The organism is Streptomyces sp. NBC_00162 (genome assembly GCF_024611995.1).
GTDB lineage: Bacteria > Actinomycetota > Actinomycetes > Streptomycetales > Streptomycetaceae > Streptomyces.
The window spans coordinates 8,195,391-8,217,274 of sequence record NZ_CP102509.1; the positions used below are offsets into that span (position 1 = coordinate 8,195,391).

The 21,884-nt window shown below is 69.4% G+C and carries 15 protein-coding genes and 3 pseudogenes; 14 read left to right on the forward strand and 4 right to left on the reverse strand.

Translation table 11 applies throughout. The annotated features are described in order from the left end of the window. Window positions 1-323: 323 nt before the first annotated feature. On the reverse strand, window positions 324-830 hold the full coding sequence (locus tag JIW86_RS37830) for a DUF1453 domain-containing protein (protein ID WP_257558834.1): 507 nt from the start codon (window positions 828-830) through the stop codon (window positions 324-326). Between the two features lie 71 nt (window positions 831-901). Here JIW86_RS37830 and JIW86_RS37835 point away from each other — a divergent pair, with 71 nt between their 5' ends. The 8 genes and pseudogenes from JIW86_RS37835 to JIW86_RS37870 all read left to right on the forward strand — a co-directional run bounded on the left by JIW86_RS37835 (window position 902) and on the right by JIW86_RS37870 (window position 12,136). Next, entirely contained in the window at window positions 902-1,519 is a 618-nt protein-coding gene (locus JIW86_RS37835) for a TetR/AcrR family transcriptional regulator (RefSeq protein ID WP_257558835.1), read from the forward strand. Window positions 1,520-1,742: 223 nt separating this feature from the next. Further along, window positions 1,743-3,626, forward strand: a complete 1,884-nt coding sequence (locus JIW86_RS37840) for an APC family permease (RefSeq protein WP_257558836.1) — start codon at window positions 1,743-1,745, stop codon at window positions 3,624-3,626. A 253-nt stretch (window positions 3,627-3,879) separates the two neighbouring features. After that, window positions 3,880-6,030 carry a potassium-transporting ATPase subunit KdpB gene (gene kdpB, locus JIW86_RS37845; RefSeq protein WP_416237644.1) on the forward strand — a complete coding sequence of 717 codons (2,151 nt, stop codon included), beginning with the start codon at window positions 3,880-3,882 and terminating at the stop codon, window positions 6,028-6,030. A 176-nt stretch (window positions 6,031-6,206) separates the two neighbouring features. Then, window positions 6,207-8,143 (forward strand): annotated as a pseudogene (locus tag JIW86_RS37850) (APC family permease). A gap of 324 nt (window positions 8,144-8,467) precedes the next feature. After that, window positions 8,468-9,442 (forward strand): Orn/Lys/Arg decarboxylase N-terminal domain-containing protein, encoded by a 975-nt coding sequence (locus JIW86_RS41785; protein WP_257558837.1) that lies wholly within the window; start codon window positions 8,468-8,470, stop codon window positions 9,440-9,442. Between the two features lie 38 nt (window positions 9,443-9,480). Further along, a pseudogene (locus JIW86_RS41790) lies at window positions 9,481-10,799 on the forward strand (hypothetical protein). Between the two features lie 211 nt (window positions 10,800-11,010). After that, the gene (locus JIW86_RS37865) at window positions 11,011-11,355 is read left to right on the forward strand and encodes a hypothetical protein (RefSeq protein WP_257558838.1); all 345 of its coding nucleotides are present in this window, start codon (window positions 11,011-11,013) and stop codon (window positions 11,353-11,355) included. A 76-nt stretch (window positions 11,356-11,431) separates the two neighbouring features. After that, window positions 11,432-12,136, forward strand: a complete 705-nt coding sequence (locus tag JIW86_RS37870) for a 2-phosphosulfolactate phosphatase (protein ID WP_322975581.1) — start codon at window positions 11,432-11,434, stop codon at window positions 12,134-12,136. 3 nt (window positions 12,137-12,139) lie between these two features. Here the strand turns inward: JIW86_RS37870 and JIW86_RS37875 are convergent, their stop codons facing one another. Further along, window positions 12,140-13,123 (reverse strand): LysR family transcriptional regulator, encoded by a 984-nt coding sequence (locus JIW86_RS37875; protein ID WP_257558840.1) that lies wholly within the window; start codon window positions 13,121-13,123, stop codon window positions 12,140-12,142. Between the two features lie 101 nt (window positions 13,124-13,224). Here JIW86_RS37875 and JIW86_RS37880 point away from each other — a divergent pair, with 101 nt between their 5' ends. Continuing rightward, window positions 13,225-14,415, forward strand: a complete 1,191-nt coding sequence (locus JIW86_RS37880; RefSeq protein WP_257558841.1) for a M6 family metalloprotease domain-containing protein — start codon at window positions 13,225-13,227, stop codon at window positions 14,413-14,415. Window positions 14,416-14,482: 67 nt separating this feature from the next. Here the strand turns inward: JIW86_RS37880 and JIW86_RS37885 are convergent, their stop codons facing one another. Further along, a complete protein-coding gene (locus tag JIW86_RS37885; protein WP_257558842.1) occupies window positions 14,483-16,237 on the reverse strand; it encodes an ABC transporter substrate-binding protein in 1,755 nt (584 codons plus the stop codon). A gap of 207 nt (window positions 16,238-16,444) precedes the next feature. Here JIW86_RS37885 and JIW86_RS37890 point away from each other — a divergent pair. The 3 genes and pseudogenes from JIW86_RS37890 (at window position 16,445) to JIW86_RS37900 (ending at window position 19,469) form a co-directional block, all read left to right on the forward strand. Beyond that, window positions 16,445-17,709 (forward strand): annotated as a pseudogene (locus JIW86_RS37890) (alpha/beta fold hydrolase). Window positions 17,710-17,793: 84 nt separating this feature from the next. Beyond that, window positions 17,794-18,972 (forward strand): M6 family metalloprotease domain-containing protein, encoded by a 1,179-nt coding sequence (locus JIW86_RS37895; protein ID WP_257558843.1) that lies wholly within the window; start codon window positions 17,794-17,796, stop codon window positions 18,970-18,972. Between the two features lie 218 nt (window positions 18,973-19,190). Continuing rightward, window positions 19,191-19,469, forward strand: coding sequence for a hypothetical protein (locus JIW86_RS37900; protein WP_215145198.1), 279 nt, complete (start codon window positions 19,191-19,193; stop codon window positions 19,467-19,469). A 16-nt stretch (window positions 19,470-19,485) separates the two neighbouring features. Here the strand turns inward: JIW86_RS37900 and JIW86_RS37905 are convergent, their stop codons facing one another. Beyond that, entirely contained in the window at window positions 19,486-20,172 is a 687-nt protein-coding gene (locus JIW86_RS37905; RefSeq protein WP_257558844.1) for a TetR/AcrR family transcriptional regulator, read from the reverse strand. 191 nt (window positions 20,173-20,363) lie between these two features. Here JIW86_RS37905 and JIW86_RS37910 point away from each other — a divergent pair, with 191 nt between their 5' ends. Both JIW86_RS37910 and JIW86_RS37915 read left to right on the forward strand, forming a co-directional pair. Next, a complete protein-coding gene (locus JIW86_RS37910; protein ID WP_257558845.1) occupies window positions 20,364-20,825 on the forward strand; it encodes an amino acid permease in 462 nt (153 codons plus the stop codon). Between the two features lie 22 nt (window positions 20,826-20,847). Further along, window positions 20,848-21,849, forward strand: a complete 1,002-nt coding sequence (locus tag JIW86_RS37915; RefSeq protein WP_257558846.1) for a hypothetical protein — start codon at window positions 20,848-20,850, stop codon at window positions 21,847-21,849. Window positions 21,850-21,884 lie beyond the last annotated feature (35 nt).

Sequence of the window (21,884 nt, forward strand, 5' to 3'; positions counted from 1 at the left end):
ACCGCGGGGCCGGTCCGACCCCGTGCGGAGGCCGCCGGTCCCTCCGCCCGGGAGAGGAATGCCGAGTCCCACCGCTGAGGAATGGCAGGAGTTCCGCGGCCACTTCGAACGAGGCAAAGTCTCCATCGGCGCATGCGGCCGCGCATTCGACACACCCTGCATAGATCGACCGCATCGCCGAGGCTGAGCGAGAAGGCCCGCTCGGTGGGATCGAAGGACTTCAGGTCACCCTGTCACCCTGACCAGCGCTGGGGAGAAGATCGCACAGCTTGACGAAGCGGAGGCCCGCAGGCGCCAAGTGGTCAATCTGGGCATGCCCACCCTCATTGCCGGAGGCGGCTGACGTCATGAATCCTGCGAGTACGTGCCGGGGCGAAGGGGATTCCCGAAGCCAGGCCGCGGCGGCCGACCATGAGGGACTCGCCGAGGAAGCTCACGCCGATGGAGAGCTGCAGAGGGCGTGCGTTCTCGTGCATGCCCATCTTCACCGCCAGGACACTGAAGCCGGCTGTGACCGCCAGGGTGCCGATCACGGCGAGGAAGGTGCGGCCCGTGTACCGCTGCCACAGGACGCCTCCCTTGTCGACGAGTTGAACGGTGGCGCCGCGGAATGCGCCGAGTGCCGCGCCGAGGGCGGCGCCCGTGATGACCCAGGTGAGGTCGGTGCCGGTCAGATCCGGCATCTTGGCGAGGGACAGGACGCCGATCCCGGTAAGGATCACCGGGGCCGCGAATAGGTCCCTTGCATTGACCGGTTCACCGATCATCCGTTTGATCACGACCGCGATCACGACCACCGCGATGATCATGGCGAGCAGCCAGGGGTTCACGCAGATACCACCCATCTTTATGGCACGACTGAGCTAAAACGATGTTAGCCCGGTCGTGCTATAACAGCAATGTGCCAAAGATCGTCGATCCCGTCGCCCGCCGCAGAGCGGTGGCGCAGGCCGTCCTGTCCGTCGCCGCCCGGCAGGGGCTGGAGCATGCGTCGCTGCGCAACGTCGCCGATGAAGCCGGACTCGCCATCGGCTCGGTCCGCCACTACTTCGCCGACCACGACGAGTTGATGACCTTCACGATGAGGGAGCTGAGCCAGCGCATCGGCGACCGCATCCGCACCCACGCCGAGCGGCTCCTGGCTCCTGACGGCCATACCGACCGCCGGGCCACAACAGAAGAGCTCCTCGCCGAGTTCCTCCCCCTGGACGAGGCCCGACGTCAAGAGGCCGCACTCTGGCTCGCCTTCACCTCCGCAGCGCACACCCGCCCCGAACTGCTGCCTTGCGCAGCCGAGATGCAGGCCGACCTGCACACCCTGATGTCGCGCGTGCTGCACGAAGCCCGGTGCGCCGGCGGGCTGCCGGCCGGCACGGACGTCGAACTGGAAAGCACGCGACTGGCCGCCCTCCTCGACGGACTCACTCTCCAGGCGACGCTGCTGCCGGACCGCTATCCACCGAAACTGCTCCGGCAGGTACTGCGACGGCACCTGGACGCCCTCAAAGCCGACAGCTGACCTCCGGCCAACGCGTTCAGCCCGCGCAACCCTGCCCCCTGTCGGAGGGACAGCCGCATACCCCGGCGAGGTCTTGACGCACCTCCTACGACTTTCCCGCCTCGGCATCAAGGGCGAGTGAAGACTCGAGCGGCGGCCGTATGGATAACGCCAAGAACACTGGTGATCCGGCCATGGCATTCCGACGCTGTCCTCACTTTGTCCATCGGAGGAACAGCGAAAGATGTCCATAGACATGGGAAAGCCGAGCACAGCAGGACAGGCCCCGGGCACGGAGGAACCTCCTGATACCGGCGTACGGACACTGGCGGCAGGGGACCGCCACCGGCTGACCGCCCTCCAGGGACTGGCGGCGCTGTCGCTGGACGCGATGGCGTCCGTGGCGTACGGGCCGGAGTCGATCGTGCTCGTCCTGTCAGCGGCCGGTGCCTACGGCATGGGCTTCACCCTCCCCGTCACCCTGGCGATCGCCGCGCTCCTCGCGGTGCTGGTGGCCTCGTACCGGCAGGTGATCGCCGCGTTCCCGGACGGCGGCGGCTCCTACGCCGTCGCCAAACGCCATCTGGGCCGGCGTACGAGTCTGGTCGCCGCGGCCTCCCTGGTCCTGGACTACGTCCTGAACGTGGCCGTGTCCGTCACGGCCGGCGTGGCCGCCCTGACCTCGGCGTTCCCCGAGCTGTACGGGGAGCGGGTGTGGATCTGCCTGGGCATCCTGGTTGCGGTCACCGCGGTGAACCTGCGCGGGGTCGTGGAGTCCGCCAGGGCCTTCCTCGTGCCCACCGCTGTGTTCGTCGGGTCGATCCTGGCGATGGTCGTCGTCGGCCTCTTCCGCGACGGTCCCGTCAGCACCGCCTCCGCTGCGGGGCACGCATCCGCCCTCGGCGAGGGCGCGACCACCGTCGGCGCGCTCCTGCTGCTGAAGGCCTTCGCCGCCGGCTGTTCGGCACTGACCGGAGTCGAGGCCGTCGCCAACGCCGTGCCCTCCTTCAGGGCCCCGGCCGCCCGCCGCGCCCAGCGCACCGAGGTCGCCCTCGGCGCGCTCCTGGGCGTGATGCTGATCGGCCTGTCGATCCTCATCGGCCGCTTCCACCTCCAGCCGGTCGAGGGCGTGACCGTCCTCGCCCAGCTCGCGGACGCATCCTTCGGCCACAACGCCGCCTTCTACGTGGTTCAGTTCGCCACCATGGTGCTGCTCGCGCTGGCCGCGAACACCTCCTTCGGCGGGCTGCCCGTGCTGATGGGCCTCCTGGCCCGAGACAACCACCTGCCCCACGTCTTCGCGCTCAAGGCCGACCGCCAGGTCCACCGTCACGGCGTACTCGCCCTGGCCGCCGTCTCCGCCGTCCTGCTGCTGTTCTCCGGCGGCGACACCAACACCCTCGTCCCGCTCTTCGCCATCGGCGTCTTCATCGGCTTCACCATCTGCCAGGTCGGCATGGTCCGGCACTGGTACGGGGCGCGGCCGCGCGGCTGGCAGCCGAAGGCGGCGCTGGGCGGCTTCGGCGCCCTGCTGACCGGCGTCTCGGCCGTCGTCGTCACCGCCACCAAGTTCACCGAGGGCGCCTGGCTGATCGTCGTCGCGCTGCCGCTGCTCGTTCTCGGCTTCGAGAAGATCCACCGCGCGTACACCGAGATCGGTGAACGCCTGGAGCTCGGCCGGATCCCGCAGGCCCCGCAGCGCTCCTGCTCCGTGGTGGTGGTCCCCGTCTCCGGTCTGTCCCGCCTGACCAGCCAGGCCCTCACCGTCGCTCGCTCACTCGGTGATGAAGTCCTCGCAGTGACCGTCACCCACCCGGCCCCCGAGGACCGCCAGACCGCTGAAGCCCTTCGGCGGGACTGGGAGTTGTGGAAGCCCGGGGTCGAACTGATCGAGCTCTCCTCGGAGACCCGCTCGCTCGGCCGCCCCCTGTCGGCGTACGTGCGGAAGCTCGCGCAGACCCACCCGGATGCCCAGGTGACCGTCCTGATCCCGGAGACCGAACCGGCCCACCTGTGGCAGCGGCTGCTCCAGAACCAGCGCGGCTCCGTCGTCGCCCACGCGGTCCGCCGCGACACCGACGCCGTGATCTGCAGGCTGCGCTTCCGCATCACGGCCGACGCGCGTTGACGCACCTCTGACGACGGCTTGACGCGTCCCGTACGCCGCCGTCAAGAGGGTGCCAATTCCCGTGTCCGCATGGGCACTTCCTGCGGAACGGGCAGTAGTTTCCTGCCTGTTGCGCCGCCGGGGACCTCGAGTACTCACATGACGGCCGAGGGGGTCCATGGAGACAGTCCCCGGCGGCGACACCTCTCTCCCGCGTCCTGGCCACGAGCTGCCAGGACTGCCACGCCTCCGAACCCATCCAGAAGGTCGCTTCATGCCTCCCGCCGCCGCGCAGCACGTTCCTCCGGGTCTCGGGACCCCTCCGCGGACTCCGGTCAACCGACCGTCCAGGAAACGATCCGGCCAGGTGAACATGGTGGACCCCGAGCTCCTCGCCGCCTCTGCACGGGAGGCCGTCGGCAAGCTCCACCCGCGCGAACTGGTGAAGAAGCCGGTGCTGTTCGTCGTCGCCGTCGGATCCGTGCTGACCACGCTCTCGGCGCTCATCCACCCGTCGGTGTTCACCTGGGTGATCAGCGTCTGGCTCTGGCTGACGGTCCTCTTCGCCAACCTTGCCGAGGCCGTTGCCGAGGGCAGAGGCCGAGCCCAGGCCGAATCGCTGCGCAAGGCGCGTACGGACACGGTCGCGGTGCGGCTGAACCACTGGACGTACGGCGCGAACCTGCGCCGCGCGGAGACCGAGGTCGTCACGCCGGCCGAACTCCAGCCGTTCGACTTCGTCCTCGTCGAGGCCGGCGAGCCGATCCCGGCCGACGGTGATGTGGTCGACGGGGCCGCGATGGTGGACGAGTCGGCCGTCACCGGCGAATCGGCCCCCGTGCTGCGGGAGTCGGGCGGCGACCGGTCCGGGGTCACCGCCGGAACGACCGTGCTCTCCGACTCGATCGTCGTACGGGTCACCTCGCGTCCGGGGAACAGCTTCATCGACCGCATGATCGCCCTGGTCGAGGGCGCCACCAGGCGGAAGACCCCGAACGAGATCGGGCTGAACATCCTGCTGGCCGCGCTGACCGTCATCTTCATCCTGGTGGTCGTCGCCATCCAGCCGATGGCCGCCTACGCGCACGCCGCACAATCCACGACCGTCCTGGTTGCCCTCCTCGTCACCCTCATCCCCACCACGATCGGCGCCCTCCTGTCGGCGATCGGCATCGCGGGCATGGACCGGCTCGTCCAGCGCAATGTCATCGCCATGAGCGGACGCGCCGTCGAGGCGGCCGGAGACGTGAACACCCTGCTGCTCGACAAGACCGGCACCATCACCCTCGGCAACCGCGAGGCCGAGGCCTTCATCCCGCTGCCCGGCGTGGACCACATCAAGCTGGCGGACGCCGCCCAGCTGTCCTCGCTCGCGGACGAGACGCCCGAAGGCCGGTCCGTCGTCGCCCTCGCCCAGCAGTACGGACTGCAGCCGGCCGCCGCGGAGGACCTCGGCAATCCGCGGTTCACCGAGTTCAGCGCCCGGACCCGGATGAGCGGCGTCAACCTGAGCTGGCCCAACGGCGCCGGCTGCGCCATCCGCAAGGGCGCGACGGCTCAGGTCTGCGACTGGGTGACGATGCGCGGGGGGACCGTACCGCCGGAAGCAGCGGCGTGGTCGGCCACCGTGTCGGAGTCCGGGGGCACGCCTCTGCTGGTGGCGGTCCACGACTGGGACGGCCCGAGGGTGCTCGGGATCATCCATCTCAAGGACGTGGTCAAGGAGGGCATCCGGGAGCGCTTCGCGGAGCTGCGCAGCATGGGGATCCGTACGGTCATGGTGACCGGAGACAACGAGCTGACGGCCCGCGCCATCGCCGCCGAGGCCGGCGTCGACGAGTACCTGGCGGAAGCCACCCCCGAGGACAAGCTGGCCCTCATCAAGCGGGAGCAGGCGGGCGGCAAGCTCGTCGCAATGACCGGCGACGGCACCAATGACGCCCCGGCCCTCGCGCAGGCGGACGTCGGTGTCGCGATGAACACCGGTACCTCGGCCGCCAAGGAGGCCGGGAACATGGTGGACCTGGACTCCAACCCCACCAAGCTCATCGAGATCGTCGAGATCGGCAAGCAGCTCCTGATCACCCGGGGCGCGCTGACGACCTTCTCCATCGCCAACGACGTCGCGAAGTACTTCGCGATCATCCCGGCCATGTTCACCGCGGCCTACCCGGGACTCGAATCCCTCAACATCATGGGCCTGAGCAGCCCGACCTCGGCCATCACCTCGGCGATCATCTTCAACGCCCTGATCATCGTGGCCCTGATCCCGCTCGCCCTGCGCGGCGTCCGCTACAAGCCGGCCTCCGCGCACGACCTGCTGCGCCGCAACCTCGGCGTCTACGGCCTCGGCGGCCTGATCCTGCCGTTCGTCGGCATCAAGCTCATCGACCTGCTGGTGTCCACCGTCCCCGGCCTCGGCTGAACTTCCTGTCCTCCGAATTGAGCGTGAGTGCCTTCACTACGCCACAGGTGGCCTGTATGCGTTAAGGACGCGTCAGGATTTGTTGCCTCGCGTGCATGAGTGATCAGTCTGCGTACGCTTGCTCAGCCGTCGATGCCGATGGCTGAATCTTTTCCGTACGACAGGAGCTCCCCACGATGGCCACCCCTGCCCGCTCCTCGCGCCTGCGCGCGTGGATGCTGGAAGGCTTGACCGCCCAGACGAGTTCGCCCGCCGCCAAGGAGGCGGCGACCCAGCCCCATGGCCGGCCGTGGTGGCGGGTCATGTGCCTGACGGGTCTCGACTACTTCTCCACCCTCGGCTACCAGCCCGGCATCGCGTTCCTGGCAGCCGGTCTGCTGTCGCCGCTGGCGACCATCGTGCTCGTCCTGCTGACCCTCTTCGGCGCCCTCCCGGTCTACCGGAGGGTGGCCGAGGAGAGCCCGCACGGCGAGGGCTCCATCGCCATGCTGGAGCGGCTGCTCACGTTCTGGAAGGGGAAGCTGTTCGTCCTGACCCTGCTCGGGTTCGCGGCGACCGACTTCCTCATCACCATCACCCTCTCCGCCGCGGACGCGACCGCGCACCTGGTGGAGAACCCGCACCTCACCAGCACCCTGCACGGCCACGAGGTGCTGATCACCCTGATCATGATCGCGCTGCTCGGGGCGGTCTTCCTCAAGGGGTTCAGTGAGGCCATCGGCGTGGCCGTGGTTCTGGTGGCCATCTATCTAGGCCTGAACGTGGTCGTAGTGGCGGTCGGGCTGTGGAACGTGTTCACAGAACCGCAGGTCATCACCGACTGGACGACCGCGCTGACCGCCGAGCACGGCAACGTTTTCATGATGATCGCCATCGCCCTCGTCGTGTTCCCGAAGCTCGCGCTCGGCCTCTCCGGGTTCGAAACGGGCGTGGCGGTCATGCCGCACGTCAAGGGCGACACCGACGACACCGACGCGAAGCCCGCAGGCCGGATCCGCGGTGCGAAGAAGCTGCTGACCACGGCCGCCGTGATCATGAGCATCTTCCTGATCTGCTCCAGCCTCATCACCACCCTGCTGATCCCGGCCGACCAGTTCCAGCCAGGCGGCGAGGCCAACGGCCGCGCGCTGGCGTACCTCGCACACGAGTACCTGGGCTCGGCCTTCGGCACGGTCTACGACATCTCTACGATCCTGATCCTGTGGTTCGCCGGTTCCTCCGCGATGGCGGGTCTGCTGAACCTGATGCCGCGCTACCTGCCCCGGTACGGCATGGCCCCGCACTGGGCCCGCGCCCTGCGTCCGATGGTCATCGTGTTCACCCTCGTCGCGTTCCTGGTGACGTGGATCTTCAATGCCGACGTGGATGCGCAGGGCGGCGCGTACGCCACCGGTGTCCTCGTCCTGATCACTTCGGCGGCGGTCGCCGTGACCATCGCGGCGCGCCGGGCGGGGAGCGCGGCTGGACCATCGGCTTCGGCATCATCTCGGCCGTCTTCATCTACACCACGGCCGTCAACATCGTGGAGCGGCCGGACGGCGTGAAGATCGGCGCCTGCTTCATCGCCGGCATCATGGCGCTCTCCCTCCTCTCCCGCCTCGCCCGGGTCTTCGAGCTGCGCGTCACGCACGTGGAGTTCGACGACATGGCGCAGCGGTTCATCCGTGACACCTCCAACCGCACGATCCGCTTCATCGCCAACGAGCCCGACAACCGGGACCTCGACGAGTACCGGCAGAAGAAGGCGCAGATCCGCGCGGACAACGACATCCCGTCCGAGGACGACGTCATGTTCGTCGAGGTCACCGTCCTGGACGCGTCCGAGTTCGAATCCGGCATGCGGGTACGCGGCGAAGTGCTGCACGACCGCTACCGCGTCCTGACCCTGGAGAGCTCCAGCATCCCCAACGCCCTGGCCGCCCTCCTGCTGCACGTACGCGACGAGACCGGCCAACGCCCCCACATCTACTTCGAGTGGACGGAGGGGAACCCGATGGCCAACTTCCTCCGGTTCTTCCTCTTCGGCCAGGGCGAGGTCGCCCCCGTCACCCGCGAGGTCATCCGCGAGGCCGAACCCGACCGCACCCGCCGCCCCCACATCCACGCCGGCTGACCCATTCGCATCAAGACGCCGAGGGGAATCCCGCTGGACCCTCGCCGTGGCTGGGGTGCAGCGGGATTCTCACCACTGTGACCGCTCGCTCGCGCCCCGAGCGCGGAATCCGCCGTACCGTACTCGCCCTCGGAGCGGCTCCTGAATCACCGCCCCCTTGAGCAGGATCTCGGCCCGCAACATCGTGTCGATCAACGGCACGACCGGAGGTCTCACCCGACTCCTCGAACGGGTGAGGCTGCCGCTTTTCGACACGATCCATGGCGTTTGCACTCGACACTTGGCTTGTCGGGCGGCCTGGTGCGCACGTGGGTGGAGAGTGTCATGGCAAACGGTAGTGTCCTGCTGGCCTTGCGCGAGGACCCTTTGGGCCGGGGCGTCGGCGGTGACCAGCTGCGGCGGATCGGCAAGGAGTTGGAGAACCGCGGGCTGGAGGTGAGGTGGGCGCGGACGGTCGAGGGGGCCTGTGCCGCCCTGCGTACCGAGGCAGGCTTGACGGCCGCGGTCGTCGCCTGGGACCTGCCGTCCGAGACCGGCGAAGACGCCGACGGCGGGGGAGGGGCAGTCCTGCGGCAGATCATCCGCCGGTTCACGGCTCTGCCCGTCTTCGTCGTCATGAGCGAGGAGTCGGACCACGGCTTGGACCGCCTGCCCCTATGGGTGGCCGAGACCGCCGTCGGTTACATCTGGCCCCTGGAGGACACGCCGTCCTTCATCGCCGGCCGTGTCTTCAATGCGGCACGCGCCTATGGCGACTCCATCCTGCCGCCGTTCTTCAAAGCGCTGCGACGGTTCGACGACGCCCACGAATACTCATGGCACACCCCGGCGCACTCCGGCGGGGTGGCGTTCTTGAAGTCGCCCGTCGGCCGAGCGTTCTTCGACTACTACGGTGAGCGGCTCTTCCGCACCGACCTGTCGATCTCGGTGGAGGAACTGGGTTCCCTCTTCGAGCACAGCGGTCCCATCGGGGACGCCGAGCGCAACGCCGCACGCGTCTTCGGCGCGGACCGGAGGTACTTCGTGCTGCATGGTGACTCCACGGCCGACCGCATGGTTGGGCACTACTGCGTCACCGCCGACGAGATCGCCCTGGTGGACCGCAACTGCCACAAGTCGGTGCTGCACGGCCTGGTGATCTCCGGTGCCCGACCGGTCTACCTCGTCCCGACCCGCAACGGATACGGCCTGGCGGGCCCTCTCCCCGCCAGTGAGACCCTGCCCGCGGCGGTGGCCGCCAGGATCGCCGCCCACCCGCTGACGCCAGGGGCGGTCTCCCCCAGGCTGAGTACGCGGTGATCACCAACTCGACCTATGACGGTCTGTGCTACGACACCGTGCAGACCGCGCGTGCCCTGGCCCCGAGTACTCCCCGTCTGCACTTCGACGAAGCTTGGTTCGCCTACGCCCGCTTCCACCCCCTCTACGCCGGCCGCTACGGCATGGCCGTGGGACCGGACACCTTCGCGAGCGAGGAACGTCCCACCGTTTTCGCTACCCAGTCCACGCACAAGCTGCTGGCCGCCTTGTCGCAGAGTGCCATGGTGCACGTGAAGTCCTCACCTCGGGCGCCGGTCGAACACCACCGGTTCAACGAGGCGTTCATGATGCACGGCACTACCTCGGCCCTGTATCCGGTGATCGCCTCGCTGGATGTGGCCGCGGCGATGATGGACGGGCCACAGGGCGAGTGGCTGGTCAACGAGGCGGTCACCGAAGCGATTCGGTTCCGGCAGGCCGTCGTGCGCACCGGACGCCGGATCGCGGACGCCGGCGACCGGTTGCCGTGGTTCTTCGGCGTTTGGCAGCCCGACAGCGTCACCGACCCGGCCGACGGGACCACTGTCCCCTTCGCCGACGCTTCCCCGGCGCTGCTGGCCGCCGACCCCCGCTGCTGGGAGCTCGACCCCGACGCGGACTGGCACGGCTTCCCGGGACTGAGCCGCGGACAGTGCCTGCTGGACCCCATCAAAGTGACGCTGACCTGCCCCGGTGTCAACGCGCGCAGCGAGACGGACACCTGGGGCATCCCCGCCCGCATCCTCACCGCCTACCTCGCAGGCCGTGGCATCGTCGTGGAGAAGACCGACACCTACACCACACTCATCCTGTTCTCCATGGGCATCACCAAGGGCAAATGGGGCACCCTGATGGACGCTCTCATGGACTTCAAAGCCCTCCACGACGCCGACACCCCATTGCGGCAGGTACTGCCCCACCTGGTCGAGCGCCACCCGCAGCGCTACAGCCGCACGACCCTGCGCGGCCTGTGTCAAGAGATGCACGAACACCTCACCCGAGCCGAACTGATCGACGCCCTGGACACCGCCTTCCAGCAACTGCCCGAACCCGTCGTCCCACCCCAGACCTGCTACCAGCAGCTGATCCGGGGCGGCACCGAACGCCTCCCCTCGCCCAAGCCTCGGGCAGGGTGGCCGCAGCCATGGTCACCGTAACTCCGCCCGGGATCCCCGTCCTGATGCCTGGAGAAGCACTCGGCGCCCCCGACGGCCCGGTCCTGCGCTACCTCGGAGCACTGGAGGCATTCGACCGCGCCTTCCCCGGCTTCCACAGCGAAGCACACGGCGTCACCATCGACCCCGACACCGGCGACTACCTCATCGAATGCGTACGCCAGGACACCCAAGCCCCGTAAGCCTCCGCGCCCAGGCGTACGGGAGACCGTGCAGCTCGACAAGGCCCGCGGAGACGTTCGCGGGCCATGGCGTCCATGGCGCTGGCCGGCCTCGAGAACCCGGCCCTCAGGCCTTTTCAGAGAGTGCGCCCGGACCCTGGTTCTGGTCCTCGAGCGGCAGACTCCACCGCACCCTTTACGCGGGCACAGTCCCCGGGTTTCCCTGAGAAGCATGACGGGGTGGGGTGGCGGCACCGGCATTGTGGTAGCGGCGGCGCTGGGGGTGGCGGTGTTCCTCTTCGGGCTGGGCAGCGATTCGTTCGCCTCTCATCTGGCCGGGCTGGCCGCCCTCATCGGGGTCTTCCTGGTCTCCGGCCACGTGGAGCATGCTGTCCTCGAAGAGCGCGGGGTGGAGATCAGCTGCGTCGTACGGGAGGTCGACAGGCGCGACCCCAGGGGCAAGGTCTCGCCGCAGTCGGCGCGATCCCTCGATCCGGGCGGCATGCGGATGTGGGCGCTGATCGCGCTGTGCGCTTCGCTGTTGCTGGGTGTGGGCGCTGCCATCGACGACTGGTAGACCGTGTGCGGGTGACCCATATGATGCGCATCACTCTCCGGGTGCCTCGGGTCGGGCATGCGCGATCATGACCGGAATGGACGCTCGTTTCCTTGGTATCGCCGATCTGACCGAAGCCCCGTCTGTGGCAGTAGTAGTCGACGTCATGCGTGCTTTCACCGTGGCCGCGTGGGCCTTTGCCCAGGGGGCGGAAAAGATCGTTCTTGCTGAGTCGCTGGACGAAGCCCTGGCGCTCAAGGCTCGCCACCCGGATTGGGTGGCGCTCAAAGACGGTCCGCCCGCGCCCGGGTTCGACACCGTCAACTCGCCGGGCCTGCTGCGGTCTTTTGACCTTGGCGGACGCACCGTTGTACAGAAGACCACGGCAGGGACAGTCGGCGCCCTTGCGGTCAAGGAGGCGCCGCTGGTGCTGTGCGCAGGCTTCGTGGTGGCGGAGGCAACGGCTCGGCTCTTGCGGACGCGCAAGAGTGACAGTGTCACGTTCGTGGTCACTGGCGAGGATGGGCAGGCCGATGAAGATCTGGCGTGTGCTCAATACATCGCTCGGAGGGTCACCGAGGCTGGGGCGGATGCTGCCGAGTTCGTCCGCCGCGCTGCCGAGTCGCGCGCGGCCGCCGAACTGGCGGAGGGAGTACGTCAAGGTGTCCATCCTGATGACGTTGCGCTCTGTCTTGAGGTCGACCGGTTTCCCTTTGCCATGGTGGCGACCTTGGAAGGCTCGCTCATGGTCCTGCGTCCACGCCCGATGCCTTTTCTGACTGACGAGGACCAGGTCTGGTGAGGTCTACTGTGCGACATCCCTCGGGGTCCGGGAGACGGGCCGCGCCCGGGTGGCGTCGGCGCCAGTCCGCGTAGACCGGGCTGGCGGCACATGTGTCCAGGTAACCGGCCGCCACCCTGCGCAGGATGTCGTCGCCGTGGGAGGCCAGCGGGCCGTCACGGTGCCAGGCCACGACGTGGCGGTACCAGAGGGGTTTCCCGCGAGGGGTCGTACGGTGACGCCGGGGGTTTCCGAGAACGTGGCCTGGCAGAGGCTGACGGCCAGGCCCGCACGGACCAGTTCGATCAGCTGGCGGCCCTCGGCCTCGTGCGGGGCGGAGGGGCGGCGGCCGGTCAGTGCGCACACGGAGGACCAGTACTCGCGGGTGCGGTCGCCGTCGGGCCGGGGCATCGCCCAGTCGTGATCGGCGAGTTCCGTCAGGGACACGGCCTCCTGGCCGACCAGCGGGTGGGTCGCGGGCAGCAGGGCGAAGACAGGTTCGGTGACCAGCGGGGTGAGGACCACCCCGTCGCGCGGCGCCAGGACCTGCTCGGGGTGGTCGCCAAGGACCGCCGCCTCCAGGCGGCCGGCCGCGAGGTCGTCCAGGAGTGTGACAGGGGAGTAGTGGCACCGTGACGTCACCTCGGCCTCGGGTAGCAACTCCCGTACGGCCAGGATGAGATGGCCGAGCAGAGGCGCGCCGACCGATCCGACGCGGACGCGGTTCGGTGACGCCAAGTGGCGGGCCGCACGGGCGGTGTCGGCGAGGAGCGCGTCGATGCCCGGCAGGACGGCGTGGGCCCGGGCCAGCACCAGCTCACCGAAGGCCGTGGGTGTGGCTCCAGCCCGCTGCCGGTCGAAGAGGGCACCACCCAGCATCGATTCGATGCGGCGCAACTGCGTGCTGAGGCCCGGCTGGGTCATGGACAGCGCGGCGGCGGCCCGGGTGAGGCTGCCGGCCTCGGCGATCGCGCACACCACCCGCAGGTGCCGTACCTCCAGTTCCATGCCGCGCATGTTATGGAGCGGCGACAGCTTTCGGACAGGAGCGGGAACCCGTCAGGCTTATGTGAAATGTCACACACCATTCATGTGGAGGTTGCGAGTCCATGAGACCCATCCATCGGCTGAGAACATCGCGCGGGGTGCTGTTGCCCGCCCTTGCCGCCGCACTGCTGCTCCTCCTGCTGGGATCGCCGCCCGCCAGCGCCGCTGACAGCCCGTCGGCCTGTGCCCTGCGCGGCACCACGGGCTGGACGGACGAGGGGCACGACACGGACTATTCGGTGTTCCAGCGCCCCGTCGGGACGGTCAGGGTCGGCATGATCTTCGTGGACTTCCCGGACGCGCGGGCCACCGAGGCCCCGAGCGAGGACTCGGCGCAGATCACGCCCGGGGCGGACTGGCTGTGGTACGCCTCGTACGGCAGGACCTGGCTCTCGATCGACCAGCAGCAGCGGTGGGTTCGCATGCCTCGCGCCTCCACCGACTACGGCTTCGCGCGCGGCCTGACCCACGAGACGCACGAGGCGTACATCAAGGACGCGGTGGCGGCCGCCGATCCGTACGTGGATTTCTCCGGCTACGACATGGTGTACGTCGTGCCGACGCGCAACGCGGCGGCGATCTCCTTCACACCGACCTATGTGTACGCGCCGGGCACGGCTGGTGTGGTGGCCGACGGCCGCCGGGTCAAGTGGGCGGTGACCTTCGGTCAGGACATGTGGCACTGGGGTGCCAAGCTCGTCGCCCACGAGACCGCGCACACCTTCGGGCTGCCCGACCTGTACGCCTTCGAGGCGGGCAGCGACGCCCACCGCTTCATCGGCGGCTGGGACGTGATGGGCCTGATCGGCGGCCGGGGGTCACAGTTCTTCGCCTGGCACTCCTGGAAGGCCGGCTGGACAGGGGACGGTCAGGTCGTGTGCCGGGCCACGAAGGGCAGCGACACCGTGCACCTCACGGCGGTCGAGTACGGCAGCGGTACCAAGATGGCGGTGATCCGCACCGGCCCCACGACTGCATACGTTGTCGAGTCCAGGCGCGGTGTCCAGGCGGACGCGGGTTCCTGCTCGACCGGCGCCCTGATCTACCGGGTCGACGCCTCCGTGCGGACCGGCTACGGGCCGGTCAGGGTCATGGACGCCAAGCCGTCCGCCGCACCCGCCGGCGGCTGCCGCCCGCTGGACGACGCCCCGTTCTGGGCCGGCGAGTCGTTCACCGATGCGGCGGCCGGGGTCCGGATCGACGTGCTTGCTGCTGACGGCTACGGCGAGACCGTACGCATCACCAAGTCGTAGGAGCGGCATGGGTGCGGCAGTGTCCTCGGCTCCACACGAAGGAGCCGGGGGCGCTGCGCGGGTGGGGTCAGTTGCCGCTCTTCGCCGGGTCCTTGAGCCCGATCGTGGCGTAGTCGAGCTGGCCGCCGAAGGACGTGTGGCCGAAGGCGCCGGCGATGTTGGTGCCGAGCAGCAGCGGCATGCGTTCGACGACGGTGGGCGCCGTCGGAGCCTTGGCGAGGATCTCCCCGTCCAGCTGCCGCCACGCCGTATTGGCCTGCGCGGTGTCGGTCATGTCGGCGATCTCGTCCATCCGCTTCATCGTCGCCTCGTCGTGGAAGAGCGAGTGATTGCCGGAGTTCCCCTTCTCCTTGATGTAGCGGCCGTCGAAGAGGAAGGGCAGGAAGGTGGAGCCGGAGGGATAGTCGGGGCACCAGCCGGTGTAGACGAGGTCGGTGCGGTTCTTGGTGTCGCCGATGGTGTCGTAGAAGGCCGACGGGTCGACGGCGTCGATGGTGACCTTGATCCCTGCCCGGCCCAGGGAGTGCTGTATCGCCTCGGCGACTCCCTTGTCGCCGTTGGAGACGGTGATACGGGTGGTGATCCCGTCCGGATTGCCGGCCTCTTTCAGGAGCTGCTTCGCCCTCTCCACGTCACCGGTGGCCGGGATCCCCAGCGTGTCGGGCTGCTTGCCGCCATAGAGCGAGCCGGGCATGAGTGCGGTGGCGGGGTCGTTGAGGGCCGGGCCGCCGGAGGCGGTCAGCAGCGCCTCGCGGTCCAGGGCGTACTGCACGGCCTGCCGGACCTTGGCGTTGTCGAAAGGGGCCCGGCCGGTGTGCATCTGCACCATCTCGGTGCAGTTGGTGGACTCGGCCAGCAGTCGCGCCCTGACGTCGGCGTTGGTGAGTACCTTGGGGGTGCTCTCCGGGCGCAGTTTGCCCCAGGAGACGGCAGAGGCGTCCACGCCCTCCGAGGCGATGAGCCGATCGTCGACCTGGTTGGCCCTCAGCCCCATCACCACGACCAGCCGGTCCGGGTACGCCTTGCGCACGGTGTCCGTCGCCGGGTCCCAGTGGGGGTTGCGGACCAGGACCAGCCGCTTGTCCCGGTCGTACGACTCGATCTTGTAGGGGCCCGAGGAGAACGGGCGGTTGTCGTACTGGGGGCCCTTGTCCTGGGCCCTGGGCACCGGGGCGAAGGTGGGCAGGACGGTGGCATTGGGGAACTCCGCGAAGGGCTTGCGGAGTTCGAAGACGATCGTGTGGTCGTCGGGGGTCTTGACCGAGTCGAGGTGCTGCCCCTGGGCGGGGCCCCGGTAGCCTTCGGCGCCGGCCAGGTAGCGGGCGGCGTAGTCCGGGCCGCCGGGCAGGTCGGGGGAGAAGGACCGCTCCACGTTGTACTTGACGTCCTGGGCGGTGATCGGGGAGCCGTCCTCGTACGTGAGGCCGTTCTTGAGCTTGAACGTCCAGGTCTTGGCGCCGTTGGAGGAGACACCGAGGTCCTCGGCAAGGTCGGGGACCAGCTCTCCGCCCTTCGCGCCCGGTTCCGCATCGTACGTCACCAGGGTGCGGTAGAGCAGCCGGGTGCCGAAGTCCATGTCTCCGATCACCCAGTTGCGGGCCGGGTCGAGGTGGGTGAAGTCCTGGTTGGACAGGACGGTCAGTGTGCCGCCCTTCTGCGGAGTGCCGCCGACTACGGCCCCCGCGTTGGCGAGTGCGGGGTTCTTCGAGCCTCTGTCCTGCTGGCTGCCGCCGGAGTGGCTGCCGTTGGAACAGCCGGCCATGCCGAGTGCGACGGTCGCCGCCAGAGCGGTGGCGACGGCGTGGAGAGTGCGCTTGTTCATCAGTGGTCACTCCGTGAACGTCGGGCAGCCTCAGGAGGCTGGAATGTGACCGATAACATAGTTATGTGAAATGGCACTCCACAATTGTTGCGCCTCCATAGCGTGGAGTTATGGGTAAGTGAGGGCTCCACGGCCACGGTTGGCCGCGCCAGGCTGTCGCGTGATGTCACACGTCACCGTGCGGCCATGTGGCCGCGAAAGGGACCCATGAACCCTGCGTACGCGACCGTCGATCACGTCTTCACCGTGCCCCTGGACCACGCGGCCCCGAACGGTCCGACCATCCGGATCTTCGCCCGGGAGGTCAGCGATGCGCGCCGAGCAGGTCGGCAACTACCCTGGCTCCTCTATCTGCAGGGCGGACCGGGCGGCAAGTCGCCGAGGCCGTCGGCCGGTTCGCCGGGCTGGCTGCCGCAGGCGCTCAAGACCCACCGGGTCCTCCTCCTCGATCAGCGCGGCACGGGCCGCTCCACCCCCGTCACCGCCCGTACGGCCTCCCGCTTCGCCTCACCGGCCCGGCTGGCCGAGCATCTCGGCCATTTCCGGGCCGACTCGATCGTCGCGGACGCCGAACTGATCCGCCGGCAGCTGTGCGGCGATGAGCCCTGGGAGACCCTCGGCCAGAGCTACGGTGGCTTCGTCACCCTCACCTATCTCTCCCAGGCGCCCGAAGGCCTTCGGGCGTGCTACGTGACCGGCGGCCTGCCCGGCCTCTCGGCTACCGCCGACGACGTCTACGCCCGCACTTACCCCCGAGTACGGGACCGCGTCCTCGACTACTACACCCGCTACCCCGACGACGCTGCCCGGCTGGGCGAGATCGCCCGCCTCCTGGCCGCCACCGATGTGCGCCTGCCCGACGGAGACCGGCTCACCCCCAGCGCCTGCGCACGCTCGGCCTGGCCCTCGGCATGGGCGACGGCTTCGAGCGGATCCACTGGCTTCTCGACGAATCCCTCGACGAGGAAGCGAGGCCTACCGACACGTTCCTGCACCAGGTGATGGCACTGACCGGCTTCACCGACAACCCGCTCTTCGCCGTCATGCAGGAGACCCTGTACGGGCAGGGCGCGGGGCCGACGGGCTGGGCGGCGTCCAGGATCATGGCGGCGTTCCCCGAGTTCGCCGAGGACGCCGACCCCCTCCTGCTCACCGGAGAAATGATCTACCCCTGGATGTTCCGCGAGATCAAGGGCCTGCGCCCCTTCGCCGACGCCGCCGATCTGCTCGCCGAACGCCCGGACTGGCCACCGCTGTACGATCCTCGCCGCCTCGCCGCCAACCGGGTCCCTCTCGCCGCACTCGTCTACCACGACGACATGTACGTGGACGCTGGGCTCTCCCTGTGCGCCGCGCGCGAGGTCGGTGCCACCCGGGTGTGGGTCACCAACGAATGGGAGCACGACGGCGTCACCGCCTCCGGCGGCCGCGTGCTGTCCCGCCTGATGGACCTGGCCGCGGGTCGCGCGTAGGACCCTCGCAGCTCCCACCCACGCTGCCCCGCAGTTCCCGCCCGCGCTGCCTGCATCCCCCAACCTGCCTCCGACGGGAGAGACATGACCACCCTGCTTCACCACCTGCGGCCGCTCGCAGCGGCCGTCGCCCTCATCTCCTGCCTGTCCGCCCCCACCGCGGCCGCCGCCCCCGGCTCGCCGCCCGCCGCCGCCGACTGCGCCCTCCCCGGCCGGACCGGCTGGACGGACGAGGGCCACGACACCGACCTGACCCAGTTCCAGCCCGCCACCGGAACCCGCCGCGTCCTGACGCTGTACGTGGACTTCCCCGACGCCCCGGCCACCGACTCCACCGAGCCGTACGCCGCTCACCTCGCCCCGGCCGCCGACTGGATGGGCCGCGCGAGCTACGGTCGTCTGCGACTGGACAATAGCCCGTTGCACCGCTGGATCCGGATGCCCGCCGACTCCACCTCCTACGGCTTCGCGCGCGGCCTCACCTTTGAGGCCCACGAGAAGTACCTCCGCGACGCGATCACGGCCGCCGATCCCTACGCGGACTTCTCCCGCTACGACATGGTCTACGTCGTCCCCGCCAGGACGGCGACAGCCATCCCCTTCTCACCGACCTACCTGTACGACCCGGCGGCGCCCGGCATCACTGCCGACGGCACCCGCCTCAAATGGGCCGTCACTTTCGGACAGGACATGTGGCGCTGGGGCCACAAGGTCGCCGCCCACGAGACCGCCCATACCTTCGGGTTGCCCGACCTGTACTCGTTCACCGGCGCCACCCACCGGTACGTGGGTGGCTGGGACGTCATGGGCGACATCGCGGGCCACGCCCCGCAGTACCTCGGCTGGCACTCCTGGAAGCTCGGCTGGACCCGCGACGACCAGGTCGCCTGCCTGCCCGTGTCCGGTCGCCGAACGGTACGGCTGACCCCGGTGGAACGTTCCGGCGGAACCAAGATCGCCGTGTTGCGGACCGGCGGGACGACGGCGTACGTGGCGGAATCCCGCCGTGCCCAGGGTAACGACGTGGCCGCCTGCTCCACCGGCGTCCTCATCTACAAGGTCGACTCCGCGGCCCCCACCGGCGAGGGCCCGGTGCGGATCATGAACGCGAACCCGACCACGACCCCGCCCACCGGCTGCGCCCCGCTGGCCCTGGCCGCGTACGCACCCGGACAGAGCTTCACCGACCCCGCGACCGGCGTGCGCATCGACGTCCTCGCGGGCGGACCGACGGGAGATACGGTGCGGCTGAGCAAGGAGTGACTCCGGTCGCCGCAGCCGTGGTTGGGGCTTGCGCGCCACTGCCGCCTCACTGTCCCCAGGGCCGGCCCTGCGTTCCGGCCGTGCCTTGCGCGGGGTTGTGGTGGCAGGCCGGCGCGCGGATAGTGGAGGCGTTCGGGGTCTTCGACGTGAGAGCGACGCGATGCCCCCAAAATGAACCTCTCGATCGGGGGCCACGGATGAAGCGCGTCGGATCCTTGATGACCTCACTGGCCCTGGGTGCCGGGCTGGCGATGGCCGGGGCGAGCCCTGCGGCCGCGGACCCGTACGACTGCCGTACGTGGTACAAGTCCAGTACCACCGCGGCCGGTACGTGCACCAATGGAACCGGCGAGTTCCGCGTGTACACGAAGTGCGACAGGCCCTGGGCGCGGGACTACACCGTCTACGACCCCACGTGGCGCCGGGTCGGTACGACGAGCACCGCCATTTGCCACAGTGGTGGAACGCCGTACGGTGCGGGCATCCAGGTGCACTGATCCCCGGTCTTCATGATCACGTCGGTGGCTGCAACGTCGTGGCCCCTGCCGCCGGTTCGCCGGGTGTGTCGAGGCACCGACCCGCGGCCTCCGCCGTGATCCGCGCTGCGAGCCCGTCCAGCAAGGTCTCCAGGGCGGCCTTGAATACCGTCGCCCCGTCCAGCCGGGCCATGTGGGCCACACTGCGCGCGATGGCAGGGAAGGCGGCGGGGTCGGCCGCAGGGTACTCGCGGGTCCAGGCCTGCTCGTCGCCCGTCCGGGCGGCCCCGTCCAATGACTCGAATGCCGCGTCCATCCCGGCCCAGGCCAAGGCGAAGTCTCCGTAGACCCGGTGCAGGACGGCGGCCAGCGCCGGGGAGCACCCGGCTCGGCCGAAGGCCACCAGGATGTGCTCCACGATCCGCATCTCGGCAGGGCGCCGGGTGGTGCGGTAGGTGGCCAGAACCGCCGCGCCGGGATGGCGAAGGGCGGTCTCCCGCGTGCGCAGCGCAAGGTCGCGCAGCGTGTCGCGCCAGCTCTCCGAGGGTTCGAACCCTGTCAGGGTCTCCTCGAAGAGGCGGTCGGCCAGGGCCAGGTGGAGCTCGTCCTTGTCGCTGACGTAGCGGTACAGGGCGGAGGGGTCGACCCCGAGTCTGGCGGCGAGCCGCCGCACGCTGAGCGCCGCCGCGCCTTCGTCGTCGGTCAGCGCGAGCGCGGCGTCCACGATGATCCGCAGGTCCAGCTCGACCTTGGGGGACGGCCTCTGCCTCGTACTGCCATGGGGTGATCAGACCAGCCTGGACAGCGCTTCCGCAAGCCCTGCCGCCAAGGCGGAAAATCTTTTACCCACACCGTTGACAAAATAGTGAGGCGAGCGGTTGTCTGCGGGGCACCCAGAACCGAGGAGTGCTGCTCATGGACCAGGGAAGACCCGCCACCGGCGAGGCGCCCGTCGCCGCGTTCCGCAAGACCCTCAGCACCCGGCACGGCGTGGTCATCGCGCTGGCCAACATCAGCCCCACCGTGAGCGTCGGCATCGGCCTCGCCTTCCTCGCCGCGCTCGCAGGCACCGCGATGCCCGCAGCCTTCCTGCTCGCGGCCCTGCCGATCCTTGCCGTGTCCGGGGGCTATGCCCGGCTCGCCGCCCGCGACCCCAACTGCGGCACGGCGTACGTCTGGGTGCGCCGAGCGCTCGGTCCCTGGACCGGCTATCTCACCGGGTGGACATCGGTCGCCACCAACATCCTGTTCCTGTCGTACGCGGGCCAGCTCACCGGGCAGTTCACGCTCGGCCTGCTCGCCGAGGCCGGCGTCAGGGCCGTCTCCCGGACGACCCCCTGGCGGTCACCGTCACCGGCCTGCTGTGGAGCGTACTGATCGTGCTGAGCGCGCTGCGGGGGTGAAGGGCGCCACCGCCGTTCAGAGCCTGCTGCTCGGCATCTCCGCGATCGTAGTCACCGCCATCGTGATCACCGCCTTCGCCCGGGGCGACGCGGCCCCCGTCTCCGCCTCGTGGTTCTCGCCGTTCGCCTTCCCCGACACCCTCACGCTGCTCGGAGCGACCGTGATGGCGGCGTACATGTTCTGGGGCTGGGAGAGTGCCTTCTCCGTGGTCGAGGAGTCGACCTCGGTCCGCTCGTCGGGCCGTGCCGGAATCATCGCGATTCTGGTCACCACCGGGTTCTTCCTCTTCTCGGCCACCGGCTTCCTGCACGCGCTGAAGCCGGAGCAGCTCGCGGATCCCTTGTCCGGTGTCACCGAACTGGCCCGCACCTTCTACGGGGCCACCGGCGCGGCCGCAGCCCTCGCCGCGATGCTCTTCGCCACCGTGGCCTGCATGCAGTCGAGCGTCATCGCGGGGGCCCGGCTCACGCTCGCCATGGGCCGCGACGGTGTGCTGGGCACGAGCTGGACCCGATTGCATCCTGCGTGGGGCACGCCGGTCACCTCCACCGTGCGGATCGCGGCCCTCGCCATCGGAGTATCGCTCGCGGGGCTCGCGGTCGGCTCGCTGTCCGAAGTGGTGGTCGCCGTCGTCAACTCGGTCGGCATCCTGGTCTCGCTGATGTACGGGGTCGGCGGTATCGCGTGTGTCGTCACCTTCCGCCACGAACTGCGCGGCCGGATCCGCGACGCGCTCGTCGTGGGCCTGCTGCCGCTGCTCGGCGGCATCGCCCTGCTGCTGCTCGGCGGCCTCGTCGCCTATCAACAGTGGACCTCGGTGGACCACCTGGCCTTCGACCCCGAGAACGGACGCTTCCTCACCGTACTGCCCCTCACCGTCATCGCCCTCGGTATTCCCACCGCCGTGTGGACCCGCTACCGGCGCAGGGCCGCCTACTTCACGCAGCCGCCGGCTCCTCTCGCGCCCGCGCCCGCACCGGCTGCCGCCGGCGGCTGACCACCGCGTCCCGGGCGCGGACGCGCGCCTCACCA

Coding starts and splice junctions, on each gene's coding strand:
- JIW86_RS37840 (WP_257558836.1), top strand. CDS start 1,743: ATGTCCATAGACATGGGAAAGCCGAGCACAGCAGGACAGGCCCCGGGC.
- kdpB (WP_416237644.1), top strand. CDS start 3,880: ATGCCTCCCGCCGCCGCGCAGCACGTTCCTCCGGGTCTCGGGACCCCT.
- JIW86_RS41785 (WP_257558837.1), top strand. CDS start 8,468: ATGGCAAACGGTAGTGTCCTGCTGGCCTTGCGCGAGGACCCTTTGGGC.
- JIW86_RS37865 (WP_257558838.1), top strand. CDS start 11,011: ATGACGGGGTGGGGTGGCGGCACCGGCATTGTGGTAGCGGCGGCGCTG.
- JIW86_RS37870 (WP_322975581.1), top strand. CDS start 11,432: ATGGACGCTCGTTTCCTTGGTATCGCCGATCTGACCGAAGCCCCGTCT.
- JIW86_RS37875 (WP_257558840.1), bottom strand. CDS start 13,123: ATGGAACTGGAGGTACGGCACCTGCGGGTGGTGTGCGCGATCGCCGAG.
- JIW86_RS37880 (WP_257558841.1), top strand. CDS start 13,225: ATGAGACCCATCCATCGGCTGAGAACATCGCGCGGGGTGCTGTTGCCC.
- JIW86_RS37885 (WP_257558842.1), bottom strand. CDS start 16,237: ATGAACAAGCGCACTCTCCACGCCGTCGCCACCGCTCTGGCGGCGACC.
- JIW86_RS37895 (WP_257558843.1), top strand. CDS start 17,794: ATGACCACCCTGCTTCACCACCTGCGGCCGCTCGCAGCGGCCGTCGCC.
- JIW86_RS37900 (WP_215145198.1), top strand. CDS start 19,191: ATGACCTCACTGGCCCTGGGTGCCGGGCTGGCGATGGCCGGGGCGAGC.
- JIW86_RS37910 (WP_257558845.1), top strand. CDS start 20,364: ATGGACCAGGGAAGACCCGCCACCGGCGAGGCGCCCGTCGCCGCGTTC.